Annotated in this window: 17 protein-coding genes; 8 read left to right on the plus strand and 9 right to left on the minus strand. The window is 35.9% G+C overall.

All coding sequences use genetic code 11. The features are described 5' to 3' along the window. Nucleotides 1-124 precede the first annotated feature (124 nt). Complete coding sequence (locus AWV75_RS11630; protein WP_060874530.1) at nucleotides 125-871, plus strand: class I SAM-dependent methyltransferase; 747 nt, start codon at nucleotides 125-127, stop codon at nucleotides 869-871. 38 nt (nucleotides 872-909) lie between these two features. Here AWV75_RS11630 and AWV75_RS11635 read toward each other — a convergent pair whose 3' ends face one another. Both AWV75_RS11635 and AWV75_RS11640 read right to left on the minus strand, forming a co-directional pair. After that, complete coding sequence (locus AWV75_RS11635) at nucleotides 910-2,790, minus strand: endonuclease MutS2 (RefSeq protein WP_060874531.1); 1,881 nt, start codon at nucleotides 2,788-2,790, stop codon at nucleotides 910-912. Nucleotides 2,791-2,911: 121 nt separating this feature from the next. Beyond that, the gene (locus tag AWV75_RS11640) at nucleotides 2,912-3,451 is read right to left on the minus strand and encodes a GNAT family N-acetyltransferase (protein ID WP_060874532.1); all 540 of its coding nucleotides are present in this window, start codon (nucleotides 3,449-3,451) and stop codon (nucleotides 2,912-2,914) included. Nucleotides 3,452-3,602: 151 nt separating this feature from the next. On the opposite strand from AWV75_RS11640, the gene AWV75_RS11645 reads away from it, so the two are divergent. After that, nucleotides 3,603-4,424 (plus strand): helix-turn-helix domain-containing protein, encoded by an 822-nt coding sequence (locus tag AWV75_RS11645; RefSeq protein WP_060874533.1) that lies wholly within the window; start codon nucleotides 3,603-3,605, stop codon nucleotides 4,422-4,424. 76 nt (nucleotides 4,425-4,500) lie between these two features. Here AWV75_RS11645 and AWV75_RS11650 read toward each other — a convergent pair whose 3' ends face one another. The 4 genes from AWV75_RS11650 to AWV75_RS11665 all read right to left on the minus strand — a co-directional run bounded on the left by AWV75_RS11650 (nucleotide 4,501) and on the right by AWV75_RS11665 (nucleotide 7,850). Next, nucleotides 4,501-5,724, minus strand: a complete 1,224-nt coding sequence (locus AWV75_RS11650) for an NADH:flavin oxidoreductase (RefSeq protein WP_060874534.1) — start codon at nucleotides 5,722-5,724, stop codon at nucleotides 4,501-4,503. A gap of 228 nt (nucleotides 5,725-5,952) precedes the next feature. Then, the gene (locus tag AWV75_RS11655; RefSeq protein ID WP_060874535.1) at nucleotides 5,953-6,501 is read right to left on the minus strand and encodes a chromate transporter; all 549 of its coding nucleotides are present in this window, start codon (nucleotides 6,499-6,501) and stop codon (nucleotides 5,953-5,955) included. A gap of 2 nt (nucleotides 6,502-6,503) precedes the next feature. Continuing rightward, the gene (locus AWV75_RS11660) at nucleotides 6,504-7,040 is read right to left on the minus strand and encodes a chromate transporter (RefSeq protein ID WP_060874576.1); all 537 of its coding nucleotides are present in this window, start codon (nucleotides 7,038-7,040) and stop codon (nucleotides 6,504-6,506) included. Nucleotides 7,041-7,181: 141 nt separating this feature from the next. Further along, on the minus strand, nucleotides 7,182-7,850 hold the full coding sequence (locus AWV75_RS11665) for a helix-turn-helix transcriptional regulator (RefSeq protein ID WP_231738100.1): 669 nt from the start codon (nucleotides 7,848-7,850) through the stop codon (nucleotides 7,182-7,184). 334 nt (nucleotides 7,851-8,184) lie between these two features. On the opposite strand from AWV75_RS11665, the gene AWV75_RS11670 reads away from it, so the two are divergent. The 6 genes from AWV75_RS11670 (at nucleotide 8,185) to AWV75_RS11685 (ending at nucleotide 10,999) form a co-directional block, all read left to right on the plus strand. Continuing rightward, nucleotides 8,185-8,814 carry a DUF2589 domain-containing protein gene (locus AWV75_RS11670; protein WP_060874537.1) on the plus strand — a complete coding sequence of 210 codons (630 nt, stop codon included), beginning with the start codon at nucleotides 8,185-8,187 and terminating at the stop codon, nucleotides 8,812-8,814. Nucleotides 8,815-8,849: 35 nt separating this feature from the next. Continuing rightward, nucleotides 8,850-9,491 (plus strand): DUF2589 domain-containing protein, encoded by a 642-nt coding sequence (locus tag AWV75_RS11675; protein ID WP_060874538.1) that lies wholly within the window; start codon nucleotides 8,850-8,852, stop codon nucleotides 9,489-9,491. A gap of 2 nt (nucleotides 9,492-9,493) precedes the next feature. Next, the gene (locus AWV75_RS18495) at nucleotides 9,494-9,691 is read left to right on the plus strand and encodes a hypothetical protein (protein WP_082711072.1); all 198 of its coding nucleotides are present in this window, start codon (nucleotides 9,494-9,496) and stop codon (nucleotides 9,689-9,691) included. A gap of 3 nt (nucleotides 9,692-9,694) precedes the next feature. Next, entirely contained in the window at nucleotides 9,695-10,213 is a 519-nt protein-coding gene (locus AWV75_RS11680) for a DUF2589 domain-containing protein (protein ID WP_060874539.1), read from the plus strand. A gap of 19 nt (nucleotides 10,214-10,232) precedes the next feature. Further along, entirely contained in the window at nucleotides 10,233-10,394 is a 162-nt protein-coding gene (locus tag AWV75_RS19145) for a hypothetical protein (RefSeq protein ID WP_231738101.1), read from the plus strand. 71 nt (nucleotides 10,395-10,465) lie between these two features. Continuing rightward, nucleotides 10,466-10,999, plus strand: coding sequence for a M15 family metallopeptidase (locus AWV75_RS11685; RefSeq protein WP_231738104.1), 534 nt, complete (start codon nucleotides 10,466-10,468; stop codon nucleotides 10,997-10,999). 68 nt (nucleotides 11,000-11,067) lie between these two features. Here the strand turns inward: AWV75_RS11685 and AWV75_RS11690 are convergent, their stop codons facing one another. The 3 genes from AWV75_RS11690 to AWV75_RS11700 all read right to left on the minus strand — a co-directional run bounded on the left by AWV75_RS11690 (nucleotide 11,068) and on the right by AWV75_RS11700 (nucleotide 13,881). Beyond that, nucleotides 11,068-11,640, minus strand: a complete 573-nt coding sequence (locus tag AWV75_RS11690; RefSeq protein WP_060874577.1) for an NAD(P)H-dependent oxidoreductase — start codon at nucleotides 11,638-11,640, stop codon at nucleotides 11,068-11,070. A gap of 99 nt (nucleotides 11,641-11,739) precedes the next feature. Then, complete coding sequence (locus AWV75_RS11695) at nucleotides 11,740-12,306, minus strand: Crp/Fnr family transcriptional regulator (protein ID WP_060874540.1); 567 nt, start codon at nucleotides 12,304-12,306, stop codon at nucleotides 11,740-11,742. A 114-nt stretch (nucleotides 12,307-12,420) separates the two neighbouring features. Then, nucleotides 12,421-13,881 carry a S41 family peptidase gene (locus AWV75_RS11700; protein ID WP_060874541.1) on the minus strand — a complete coding sequence of 487 codons (1,461 nt, stop codon included), beginning with the start codon at nucleotides 13,879-13,881 and terminating at the stop codon, nucleotides 12,421-12,423. Nucleotides 13,882-13,985 lie beyond the last annotated feature (104 nt).

Here is a 13,985-nt window from a genome sequence, read left to right on the forward strand (position 1 = left end):
TTGTAAAATTACTTACTTCTAGTTGATAAAACTAAAAAAATTACATCGTTCAAGTTGAAAGATTTTTTTTGAATCAATTAGAATAATACGCTAAATTGCCGATAAAATACTAAAAACTAGCTACGTGAATCAATCAAACCCAATAACTGATACTTTATACCAAGATGCCAATCTTGTACAGTTTTATGATTATGATAATCCTTGGTCTGAGGGTTTTACAACTCTATTGCATCAAATCAAAGGAACAGATGTTGTCCTTGATTTAGGTTGTGGAACTGGAACGTTAACAGCAGAACTAGCTAAAAAGTGTCAAAAGGTCTACGGTATTGACCTTGCTACAGAAATGCTGGCGTTAGCTCAAACCAAATCTTCAACTGTTAGTTGGATGAAAGAAAATATTTGCACCTTCTCCCTAGATCAACAATTCGATGTTATTTTATTATCTGGTCATAGCTTTCAAACGTTACAATCAGATGTTGATCGATTGGCACTTTTTCAAAAGATTAAACATCATTTAAAACCTACGGGATTCTTTATTTTTGATAGTAGAAACCCTCTAGTGGAAGAATGGAAAACTTGGACCCCTCAAGCCTCTATCCGCTATTTTAAACACCCCACCTACGGCGTAGTCAAGGCTTGGAATGATTGGGAAAAACAAGATCATTTACTTTGTTACCATACCTATTACCAAACCATTGATACGACTGAACTCTGGCATGCATCTTCTCTTATTGATTTTCCATCACAAGGTTCCATTTTAGCTCTTTTAGAAGAAGCGGGATTAACTGTTGCAAACATCTTTGGAGATTGGGAACTTAATCCCTTTACTCCTACTAGTGAAGAAATGATTTTCAAAGGAACACATCTATAAAAATAAAAGAGGATGACGTGAACCGCATCCTCTCTTCTTTATATCACTTCTATATCATCTACGTGAACCGTAAGTTTAAGTCCACCTAAAGCAACAAGGGCTTTCTTCCCTCTTACTTCGAGGATTTCTCCTACTTTTGCATTGGATTTAATTAGTACTGAAATACCAATTCCCAATTGTTTTACAGGAGCTGGAATTTCTATTTTTTCACTTGCTTTTATTATTTCTTTAGGCTCCAGTATGCTTTCTACAACATCTGAACTTAGTCGTTTAGGTTTCTGTTTTAATGCCGCTACTTTTTCTGCTATTACGCGTTGTAATTCTTCTTCAATCGCCAGATAGTTCGCGTCAATCTTTTGCGAAGCATTATAGAGTATCGTCTCAGACAATCCGATTCTGCGTGCTACATCTAAGGCATAAGAACTTCCGGGATGTCCTTGAGACAATTGATACAAAGGTTTCATTTCCTTAAAATCATACAACATAGCACCATTTTCCAATCCTAGGGTGCGTTGCGCAAATCCTTTTAAATTGTAAAAGTGAGTCGTAATCAATCCAAAGCATCCTTGTTCATTGAGCTGTTCTAAAATACTTTCCGCAATTGCACCACCTAACTCAGGTTCTGTACCTCCACCAAATTCATCGATCAAGATAAGCGTTTGAGCATGGGCCTGTGTTAAGAAAAATTGCATCGTAGTCAAATGAGAAGTGTAGGTACTCAAATTGTTTTCCATACTTTGTCCATCGCCAATATCCATAAATAGCTGTTCAAATATTCCAGCAGTTGAAGTAGCATCAATAGGAATTAGTAAACCACATTGCAACATGTACTGTAAAAGTGCCACTGTTTTTAAGGTTACTGATTTTCCTCCTGAATTTGCTCCAGAAACTACTAAGATACGATGATCCCTTGTCAAACGAATGGTCAACGGATGAAGCACTTGACCTATTGCTCTTAAATGTAGCGCTAATATTGGATGATGTGCTTGTTTCCAATCGACTAAAGGTTGATTCACCATAAGGGGTTTAATCCCTCTTATTTTTTGAGCCAGTATCGCTTTAGCACGAATAAAATCCACGGCACCAATCAAGGTATACAATTGGTATAATCGCATCTCACTTTGTCTAACAGCACGAGTCAATTCAACGAGTAGTCGTACAATCTCTCTTCTTTCTTCTTGTTCTAAAACAAAGAGTCGGGTATTCTCACTAACTAGCTCTTCTGGTTCAATAAAAACCGTTTTTCCAGAACGAGATTCATCGTGTATCACCCCTTTAAATCGGCGTTTAAATGAAGCAGTTATTGGAATCACCATGCGCCCATCCCTCATACTTGAGGGCGTTTCCTGATCAATTAATCCTGCGGCTTGTGCTTTGCGCCATAGGGAATCAAACTTCTTTTGAATCGTCTGTTTGACCTGTATTTTTTCTTTGCGAATAGAAGCCAATTCCTTAGATGCACTATCGCGAACCTGACCTTGTTGGTCAACTACTTGATTAATCGCCTCAACTAACTCCTCCAAAGGGACATAGTTTTTAGCTAAAAGTGCCATTTTTGGATACAGGTATTGATCATCTACTTGCTGCGTAAGTACTTCATATAACTGTTTTCCATTAACTAAGGTTTGCTGGATAGCTAACACCTCTTCTATTGTTAACCAACTGGTTGCATCTGCAATAACGTGTTGTACTGTTATACGCGTATCACTATAATCGGTTAGTGGAAAACGGCGTTCTCTTTCTACTAATCCCCTCATTTCTTCTACTTGCTCTAGTTGGTGAACAAGTAGCTCAAAATTAGTATGGAAGGTTAATTCATCCACTTTTTCAATACCTAAAGAACCTAAACACAATTCCTTAAGCATCTCGCGAATTGCTGTGAATCCGCATTTTTCTTCATAATTAGATGGAAATATCATCTTCTTCTATTTATTTTATTCAACCATTTCTGTAAAGCGAGGGTAAATAAAAAGCAATTTTTTATAGGGAAAAACGCATAACAATGTGAAACGATTGATACACGTTTTCCTTTTTTATTTATTATCTCGCTTGCCAATCCTTTCTATTCAAACGACTAATGTACTCTACACGGTAGTCATCCATGAATTGATTGTATTGATTTTCAACAACATGAGAGTGTTGGAAACCACATTTCTCTTGCGCTTTTTTGGATTTTTCATTTCCTTCAAAAAAACCACACCAAAGTGTCTCTAGTTTAAGGTTTTCAAAACTATGTTGGATAATGACCTCCAGTGCTTCAGGGATTAAACCCTGTCCCCAAAATGGAACACCAAGCCAATAAGCAACTTCTCCTTCTTGTTCACTAATAGGGAAATTACTATCCTTGCCAATCAATAAACCAATACACCCAATAGCGCGATTGTTTTCTTTTAGGGCTACAGCGTATATTTCTGGTTTTGAGAAGACCTCTTTAATAATACTTCTACTTTCTTCTACACTAGTATGTGCAGGCCATCCTGCAACGGGTCCAATGTTTTCATCTTTAGCATAACGAAATAAATCTTCTGCATCTGTTACTTCCCATGGTCTGAGAATTAAACGTTCTGTTGTAAATTTCATCTTTTTTACTTCTATTAATTTCTAGGGCAAAAGTACTCGGTATACTTGGCATATCGTATACCTTAATTTAAGCACTTTAGGTACTTTTGAAAACAAATAATAGATTTATAGTCTATAAAAATGTATATTTACGTCATAATCAAAACTAAATATGCAGACTTCAAGCTTTCAAACTTCATCCATTGGGATGAGCTTCGGCTCAACAACCTGGGACAATCAATTGGGGTACCCTTTAAAGCTATCCTATTTAGTTGTACTAGTTGGATTAGACGGAGAGGCTACCATCACTCTTAATTTTAAGGACTATACAATCACGAAAGATACCCTAACGGTACTCTCTAGTGATACGGTGGCTATCATGCAGCAGAAATCAGCAAATTTCAATGTGGATTGTTACCTAATTGACCGAAGTTTAGCTAGTGAAATCGCGTATCAACTCCCCAACCAATTGTTTGGTTTTATCCATGATTATCCAGTACATCACTTAGGTAAACGCGAGAAAGAACAACTCGTCTATTGGAATAAACAGCTACTCTACCTGCTTGAAAACAAGACCACTCACCTCCAACAAATGGTTCGCAATCACTTTCAAAATCTATTTCTACGGCTTGCAGCCTATATGGATGAACAAGGTACATTCACACAGCGAAAATTCAGTAGAAAAGAAGAATTGTGTTGGAAATTTTGGGATCTTATTGGACAACATGCTAAAACACATCGTGAGGTGGCATTTTATGCTGAAAAATTACATATCACTCCTTTCTATCTTGCCCAAATTTCAAAAAAGTACCTAAACGATCAACCCAAAGATTTGATTAACCGTCAGGTAATACTAGAGCTGAAAACACTTCTTCGAACAACCGATAAGAGTATTGGGGAAATTGCAGCAGAACTTCATTTCGATGATCCTTCCTATATGGGGCGATTTTTTAAAAGAGAAACGCAATTTTCTTTGAGTGAATATCGAAAATAAGGGTATCCTCAAGGGGTAAAAAAAAATCGAGCCACATCATACTATGTGGCTCGATCCGTTGAATAAGAGAAGAAAATTAAACAATTGACGCGCGTGACGTGACTGCATAATCTTTTGTAAATACACAATTCGTTATAGAGTAAACAGAGAACATACATTTGTTGCAATGAATACACAAACCTGCTTTGTTTGGATTCGCTTTAATCTTTTGAATCATATCAGGTTCGCGTAATAATGCTCTTCCTATAGCAATCGCTGTGAACCCCTCTTCCATAGCGGTTGCGATATGTTCAAAAGTATTAATTCCTCCTAGTAATATTAATTTTGCCTTATGTACAAATTGTTTAAACTGACGAGCAGATTCAAGCATATATAAATTTTGGTACGGATACTCACCTAAGATTTTTTTTCCAAACCATTTAACGCCTAGTTTCATAATCCCCTTTTGAGTAGAGGCCATCCCATCAATATCTGTTGCTCCTCGGAACAAATACATTTGCCTAGAAACCGAAGACCCCATCGTTAATTCAAACGCATCTACTGCCCCAGTTTCATCTAAAATTTGCGCTGTTCTAGTAGATTCATCTAACCAAATAGAACCTTTAATTCCATCATCCATAGAGAGCTTAACAATAATTGCTAGTCGATCTTGTACACGCGCTTTGACAGCTAACAAAATTTCCTTAGCAAAACGCGTTCTATTTTCAATAGATCCTCCATATTGATCGGTTCTTTTATTAATCCAAGGACTGAAGAAAGAAGAGACTAAATACAAATGACCAAAATGCAACTCAATCGCATCAAAACCCGCATCTACAGCAACTCCCGCTGCATCCGCAAATTGCGTCTTGATTTTTTCCATTTCTTCCAGTGTAATCGCTCGACAAGTTTGTAAACTCGTTAAATTAAAAAAAGTAGAAGGAGCAATTGGACGAGCACCTGTAATTTTCTTTGTTGCAACAGGGCCTGCATGTCCTAACTGTGCTGAGGCTTTACCTCCCGCTTGGTGCATGGCCTCTGTGAATTTTTTTAATCCAACAATATTTTCTTTGACCATTAGAATTTCACCTGGCGCCGCAAATCCTTCTTTAGAAATAGCACAATAAGCCAAAGTTGTCATAGCAATCCCTCCTTCAATAAATCCGCGATGAAAATCAATCAAGGCTTGCGTTACTTTTCCTTCTGGACTACGTCCTTCACTTGTTGCCGCCTTTATCACAGGATTGCGTAAAGTAAGGGGACCTATTTGCACAGGTTGAAAGATAGTTGCTACAGTTAATTCATTATTTTGTCCCTTCATATTTATCCATTTAAATTATTAGTTCCTATAATCTAGGTTTTTTTATTAAAAAATCAAATATTTTTAACCAATAATTATAATTTAATACATAAATAAAAATAAATTACACAAATTGCGAATAAACGATAAAAACGCCCCTAATCCTGAGAGATAAAAAAATGACAAATCAGCCACATCACCCAAATCAAAAAAAATATTACCTACTTGTTCATTTTTTAAGTTTTGCTTTTAATACAAGATTATCCCCACCAATGCTGCTCCAAACAAGATTAAAATAGGATGTACCTTAAAGCGAATGGAGCTGACCAAAGCAGCTACAAAGAGAACTGGACTGAGATAGTCAGGAAAACTTTCTTTATTAACTAAGGACAAAGCGGCTAACGCAATTAAGGATATACCTAAAGGTTTAATTCCAGAAATAGCATATGCAAAGAATTTATTCGACCTAAATTTGAAATAAAAATAGGAAATCAAACCAATCATAAGAAATGCAGGTAAACAAAGAGCAATAGTGGTTAAAGCAGACCCCAGCACCGCAATATAGACAGGATATCCTTCATTGATTAAGGCTGCATAGCCAACGTATGTTGCCGTATTGATGCCAATAGGCCCTGGCGTCATTTGAGAAACAGCAACTAGATTCGTAAACTCACTTTTAGAAATCCAGTGGTGATGCTCTACTACTTCTTCTTGAATAAGAGAAAGCATCGCATACCCCCCACCAAAACCAAAAGTTCCAATTTTAATAAACACCCAAAACAATTGATAAAAAATCATAATTAAGAAATGGTTTTAGTACGCAAACTATGATAAACTATCCCTCCTATGCATCCAGCTAGAATAATCCACACTGGAGATACATGGGCACCCCACATTAAACCTAAAGCAACTAGTGGAAGCAATAAGGTTTTGATCGACATTTTATTGATTTGTATGGCGGTGTAACAAGGGGCTGCAATTAAGGAGACAACAACAGGTCTCAATCCTTTAAATGCCTTGACGACATACACATTATCCTGAAATCGATTAAAAAATACAGCAAGTAAAAGCACAATTGCGAAAGGAGCAATAATAGTGCCTAGTGCCGCTAAAATACCTCCCTTAATCCCGCCTATTTTAAAGCCTACCAAAGCCGCAATATTCGTTGCAAAAACGCCTGGTAGTGATTCTGTTATCGCCAAAAGTTCATAAAATTCATCATAAGTCAACCACGACCGACTGATAATTTCTTTTTCTATTAAGGGAATGACAGCATAGCCCCCACCAATAGTAAAAATGCCAATTTTGGTGAAGAGAAAAAAGAGTTTAACTAACATGTTTGTGTTGATTTTTAAGGTTTTTTGTAGAACTAGCAAGATAAGCATTTTCCTTTTTTTAGCCCAATAAACAAGGCTTTAGTTCTTCTTAAAAACACCTTTTTAACAGCATTTATTCCCTTGTTTTTTAACTTTCTAAAACTACAACGGATCCACTAAATCTACAGCAATAATTCTCCTTTGGATGGCCCAAAGGACTAAGCCAACAACGGTCTTTGTTTCCGTTTTTACAAATAATGTATTCTTGTAGTTCTCCACCGTTTTTGGAGCTATAAATAAACGCTCTCCTATCTCTTTTGCGGTACATTGTTGAGCAAGCAAATAGATAATGTCCAATTCTCGCTTTGAAATGTTGTATTTCTTTATCGCCAACTCTCTGGAGTGATCCTCAATAGATTCTTTTAGATACGGAAATTGCTCTTTACTGATATAATGGCCTTTTTCCAATACTTCTTTAACAATACAAACAAATTCTGCTAATCGAATATATTTTGGTATATAACAAGCCACCCCTAACTTGAGCATATACCCAATCAAAGCTTGATTATATTGAGCAGTTAATACCAATACAGGAATAACAACCTGCTCTAATTGGGTGAGAGTGATTACCTGTTCCGCTGTTGAATCGCCCAATTGAAAGTCCATAATAATCAAATCTGTATTCTTACAAACAGTCGAAAATGAAGCATATAAACCAGAAATATGTACAAAGGAATAGCTTACCTCAAAATCAGCTGAAGCATTAAAAAAATTCTTAATTAATTCGAGAAGTAAGGTGTCTTTGTCCATGAGGGTAATTTTATGTTTCATACGGTATGAATAAAATTGTATTGATTCTAGGCATTCCCTAGCCCCTAATTTTAAAAAGGCAATCTTATTGGATAGTGAGACAATGAGGTCTATGTAAAGTAATAGTTGGACGTTATACTTGGTATCTACAAGGATGAGTTGTCTATAGTAATTCAACACCCAAACCCATTAAGCTAAACAAATAGTACGCCACAATAAGGTAAATCAACGAGATTATACAAGGAAAATACAGCTTGGACACAAAAGGTATTTTCCCTCTCGGAATCAAGGGATTACACCCTATAAAAAAGATTTTTAGCACTGTATTTTTAATAGAAATTTAAAAATAATAACTATGAGTACAAATCTAGTATCAATTGCGCAGCAATTCACAGGATTACCTATGGATGCATTAATTGGGGGACCTTTAAATGCCGCTGCAGACGCCAATGCTAAAATGGCGATTTCACAAACCAAGTTTATCTTAGATACTTGTTTTGTGCGTAAAGGAGAAGAAAATGAAGTATCGTATCAACCTGTTTTGATTAAAATGGAGTTGGAACGCACCTTTGTTCAAGAGGATGAAACGATTGAAAAAGTAACCACTACTTTTAATCTCCCCTTGCTAACTATTATGCCCATTAACTCTTTAGGAGTTGATTCTGTTGATGTTAATTTTGACATGGAGGTGAATTCATGCTACAGTGAAGAAAACTCCAAAGAAAAAAATGCAAGCAAAGCAGCGAATGCTGACTTGGAAGCAAAAATTGGATTTGGGGTATTCTCAGCAACCATCAAAGGTATGGTCAGCTATGATAGCTATACTACCAGTAAAAAAAGTCAACACTATGCGAAGAATAACGCTGCTAAATACAGCTTAAAAGTACATGCAGGCCAACTTCCTTTACCCATAGGTGTAACTACAATTATTGATGCCTTCTCTAAATCGATTGATCCTGTTGCTTCTACTAAAAAAGTAGAGTAACCACAAGCAAAAGCTTTGATTTTAAGTAACAACAAATGGATTCCAACTGCGTTGGAATCCATTTCAAAACAGGCAAAAAGATGAATCAAACCAATAAAATACTTTCCTACAGTAGAGATCAAGATGCTGAACTTAATATTGAATCTATTATCTCAGCTCCGTTAATTGCCTTATCAAAAGCCAATACGATGATCTTAAATGGACAAGCGACCTCCCTATTGGATCAATATTTTACAAAAACAAAGAGTAAAAAGAAGGGAGATAAAGGGATAATAAAATACCATTACCAACCCAAAATGATCAATATGGTACTGACAAAATTCATGAACGTAGAACAGGAAACAAAACCCTATGACGTTGTTTTTCAAGTTCCTTTACTCTCAATTGCCCCTTTGAACTCCATTGCCATTCAAAAAATGAAGATCTCCTTTAATTTAGATATTACTTCTACAACAAGTTATATCAACCAATCAAATACAATCATTGAGCGAAAAGCGCAACTAAATGGAAAAATATCCAGTATCAATCATGACGGTAGTAGAGCTCCAGGTTATATGAAATCAAATCAGCGCAGGCTTAAAATTGATATTCAAGCAGGTCCTCTTCCACTGCCTTTGGGCATTTTAAATATGCTAGAATTATACAGTAAAAATATTCAACCCTTTAATATCAAATAATTATGCAAACAAAAACCGTAACCATCGCGTGTCCGGTATGTCATACTCCAGTATGCATAGAAGTTTCCCAATTAGTAATGGGAACTCGATTTACCTGTTCGAATTGTCAAGCTGCGATAGGCTTAGCCGACAATAGTAAAAGTATCGTAAAAGATGCTGTTCAATCCTATAATGCTTTACCATCAACAACTAAAAAATAAAATATGACTCCCATCAGTTTTAAAAAATTTATTCAAGTCATCCATACCGCTATTTTACTTTCAAGTGAACAAATAATAGAAAAGAATTTAAACCTCCTAGACAAATATTTTGAAGAACACGAATCTAAACTATTGGATGAAAAAGGAAGGGAAATAATCAAAAAAACACGGGTTCCCAAAATGGTAACTCTAATTTACCCTCAGAAGACACAAGCACAAGACACTGCCAATCCAAATAATTTCACCTCTTTTCAAGAACCTGTTGAAGTCCCATTGATTTCCATGGTTCCCATGGAAATGTGCGGCATTAAGAAAGCGACTTTTACCACCGAGTTTGAAATGGAAGTTGTACAAGATGAATTGCAGATATACTTTGGAAAACCAGAGACTTCGTTGCTTAAAAAGAAGACCAAAACCAATCTTGGTAAACTAGAAATAACGTTAACTCCACAAGAAACCACCGAAGGGCTACGCATTCTTACGGAAGGATATGAAAATTTCTTAAAACGTCAAATTACCTAACGCAAAACAAAGTAAACCAATGAATATTGAACACATTAAACCCCATACACAAACTCCTTTAATCATACAATGGAAAGCCTTTTTACATACACTAGGTCAATACAAGGGTCCTTTTGATGATGCGTATGAAGCAAGTTTTATTCAAGTGATCAAACAATACCAAAAAGAAAAGAACTTGTAGATGGCTATATTGGCCCTCTAACCTGGTTGGCGGCTTATCAAGAAGGCATGGTCTTTACGCCCAACCAAAAAATGAGTTTTCCCCCTCCTCCTAGTTTTAAACCGATAACATCTTGGCAAGATTTAGTTGATTTGTTTGGAGAAATTCAGTTTGTACCAAATCCAAACCCACAAAACCCAGAACAGATTGCGATTACCAATAATTTTGCAGCTAAAAATATCATACCCGTTAAAATTCCACAACTGCAAAAAATTACTCAAGGTGCAGCCACCACCATTTACTTTCATCGAAAGGGTGCTGAACAATTGCGTGAGTTCTTCCATGCGATTGAACAAAATGGGATGTTAGGCTTACTTCTAAGTTATGGTGGAAGCTATGTGCCGCGATTGATTCGTGGGTCTAAAACGAAACTATCCAATCATGCTTTTGGTACTGCCTTTGATCTAAACATGCAATGGAATGTACTAAATACTGATCCCGCACCGTTAGGAGCCTTTGGTTCGCTACGGGAACTCGTTCCTTTAGCTCATCAATACGGCTTTTATTGGGGTGGCCATTTTAAGAGAAAAGATGGCATGCATTTTGAATTGGCTCAAGTACACTAGAACATGCACAATTTCAATACTTCCCATCCATGAAGGTTGCGCATATAATAGCGTGTGATTCCCTTGTTTTAACGCGAAGCAAGTTGTTCTACTTGCTTTAACCATTTCGCTCGTTGAGCTTCTGTTGAATTTCGCACAATTCCAATATAGGTCACTTTAACCTTAGATACTCCACAAAACTGAAGGGTTGATTTTTTTAATTGATTTACACTAGGCCTACCATACATCAAGCGATAGTACCAACCAGGTTGATCAAGTGTTGTAATAATATGAGCCGTTTTTCCTTTTAGCAATTTATCCCATAACAGGCTATTATCTCGATATTGGTAGGTAATCCCTGGTAAAAAAGTTCGATCAATAAATCCCTTTAATAAAGCAGGTAACCCACCCCACCAGACAGGATGAATCCACACAAGGTGATCTGCCCATTGAATTAATTGAATCGCTTCCAATAAATCAGGCTCTAACTCCATTCGCTTTTGGTAACCAAAGCGCAAATTGGGTTCAAACGCCAAATCGGCGATGGTGATTATTTTGAGTTCTACTCCTTTTGTTTTTGCGCCTGTATAATACGCTTCCACCAAGCCTTTATTAAAAGAGCTAGGGTTAGGATGACCATTCAAAATCACTATTTTTTTCATTGTATTCCTTTGTTTTACTGCATGATTGTTCATTCTGTGATGCAGAAGATTATTCCACAAAGGTACTAGAGCACTGAATCTAAAAACCTAGACAAATGTCTAAAAAGTAATCTCTTTTCTAATTCTACTCAAATGACGTTGTGTAATCCCTAAATAAGAAGCTAAATAATGCAACGGAATAGATTGAATAAAATTAGGATGATGCAGTACTAAATTTTTATAGCGTTGTTGAGCTGATTCTCGCTGTAATTGCATCACGCGTTGTTCGAGCTCCAAATACTGTTGTTCAGCTATTACTTTTAAAAAAACGGTCCATTGAGGCAATTGATTTGCTAAAAAATCAAGGTCCTTTTTTTGGATAACCCAGAGCACCGCAGGTTCAATAGCTTGAATGTTTTCCACGCTTTTCCCTTGGGTTATAAAAGCAGAGTATGCTCCAATTAAATCATTGGGGAAGCGAAAACAATAGGTCAATTCATTGCCTGTATCTGTCGTATAAAAAGAACGGAAAAGACCAGATTCAACAAATGCAACCTCCTCACAGTAATCCCCCTCTCGAATTAAAAAACTGTGTTTAGATAAACTCCGCGGTTGAAATAAAGCAAGAATCGTAGCTATTTCCGCAGTCGTAAATAAATTAAACCGATGAAAAAATGTTGGAAGCATAAAATAACTCTTTCAAGTGTAAAAATACGCTTATTTTTATTATATTTCTTACTGATTACTAATGCAAATGGGCAAAGAGATTCTTTGCCCATTTGTGTTTATGCAGTATAGGATTTACTTTTTATTCAAGTCAAGCGCTAAATTTAATTCAGCATCCTGAACTGTTTGTAATCCTTTTTGAAATTGATTCGCTGAAATGGTGAAATTTGGTAATACACCTCTACATGCGGAGTCTTTATTGGCTACAGTATTAAAAAAGATTTCAGATCGAGGTAAAACAACGATGGATGCAGTGTGTGGCAATTTATAATTTAAAAACCAAGCAGCTGTAGTGAAATTACTGCAACTTTGCGTTTCTTGTCCCACAATCGATCCCCTTTTATTTAATTCAAACATATAGGCAAAATAAGCTGCTGCAGAAAGGGTATTGTTGTTTTGTAAAAGAATCACCTCTCCTGTAAAAGCATTTTTATCTTGCGGGTAATTTTCTACGTAAGATTCATCCAAGCGATTATTGCCATAATAGAACCCATCACTTTCGTTCTTATCAAAACGCTGTTGCATGAAATTGTCGTACGCTATAATATCCGTTGTATTCAATAACTTACTATTTTCATCAATCAGATTTTCTCGGACGTTAATGGTTGGTACTTTTGTGGCGTATTTATAGATGTTTTTAAAGTGCTTTTCTTTACTGATAAAGGAGTAAAATAAAGGAATGTTGGACAGCGCACCTCCTGCATTATCTCGAACATCAATAATTACCTGTTTGATGTTCTTCGCTTTAATCGCTGTGAAAATATTATTTAAAATATAATAGGCATATTCTTCAGATAAGTTAAAAGACTTAATAGAAAGCAAGTATGTATCTTTATCTAGTTGTGATCCATAAATACCCGTATCATATGCAAGGAGATTCAAAGGTAAAATAGCTTTTCTCCCATTGTAATTATAGCGTTCATAATCTACAGCCTTTACTTCTATTGTTTTTAAACTTCCGTTAGCTTCTTCTCTATAGGTTAAGGTAAATGCTTCTGCTTTCGGAAATCGAAAAGAAAGATATTGGCTAAATTCTTTCTGTGTACTTGCCTGAATATCACCATCTACTCTACTAGGGATTTGATTGAGGATATCCTCCACTTTCATTTGATTGACTGTAATTAGTTCTGCTCCTTGAGGTATTTCATGCGTATATTGATTAATAAACACTCTATTATCATATACTGTTGTTTTGAAAGGAAAGAAACGCATATTTTTAAGCACATCATCAAATAAAGTTGGATCTGGAACAAGGCTTGCATGAGCATCTCGAATTAAGCTTAACGGTTCAGATAAATAAAAATTCTCTATTGTAGGCTCTTTTTCAATCTTTTTTCGCAATACAGTCGCTTTTTGGTCAAACTCTTTTTCTGTAATAAAACGAAAAGGATTAGGATGTTGTTCTTTAATTACTTTGACGATAAAGTCAAAATCAGTAAGAAGTCCCTCCTTAGTCAATTTATCGTAATCCTGTTGTGCAAATGCACTGAAATAACTAAATAAGACTAGAATAAGTGCTGTTTTTATTTTTTTCATCTGTTTGAATTAAAATTTACAGGACAAAAGTAACAAACCAAAACGGTTTAATCATATTTTGACTTAAATAAATGAGTATAACTTAACTAAATTTAAAATATCGA

Source organism: Myroides odoratus, from assembly GCF_001549985.1.
GTDB lineage: Bacteria > Bacteroidota > Bacteroidia > Flavobacteriales > Flavobacteriaceae > Flavobacterium > Flavobacterium odoratum_A.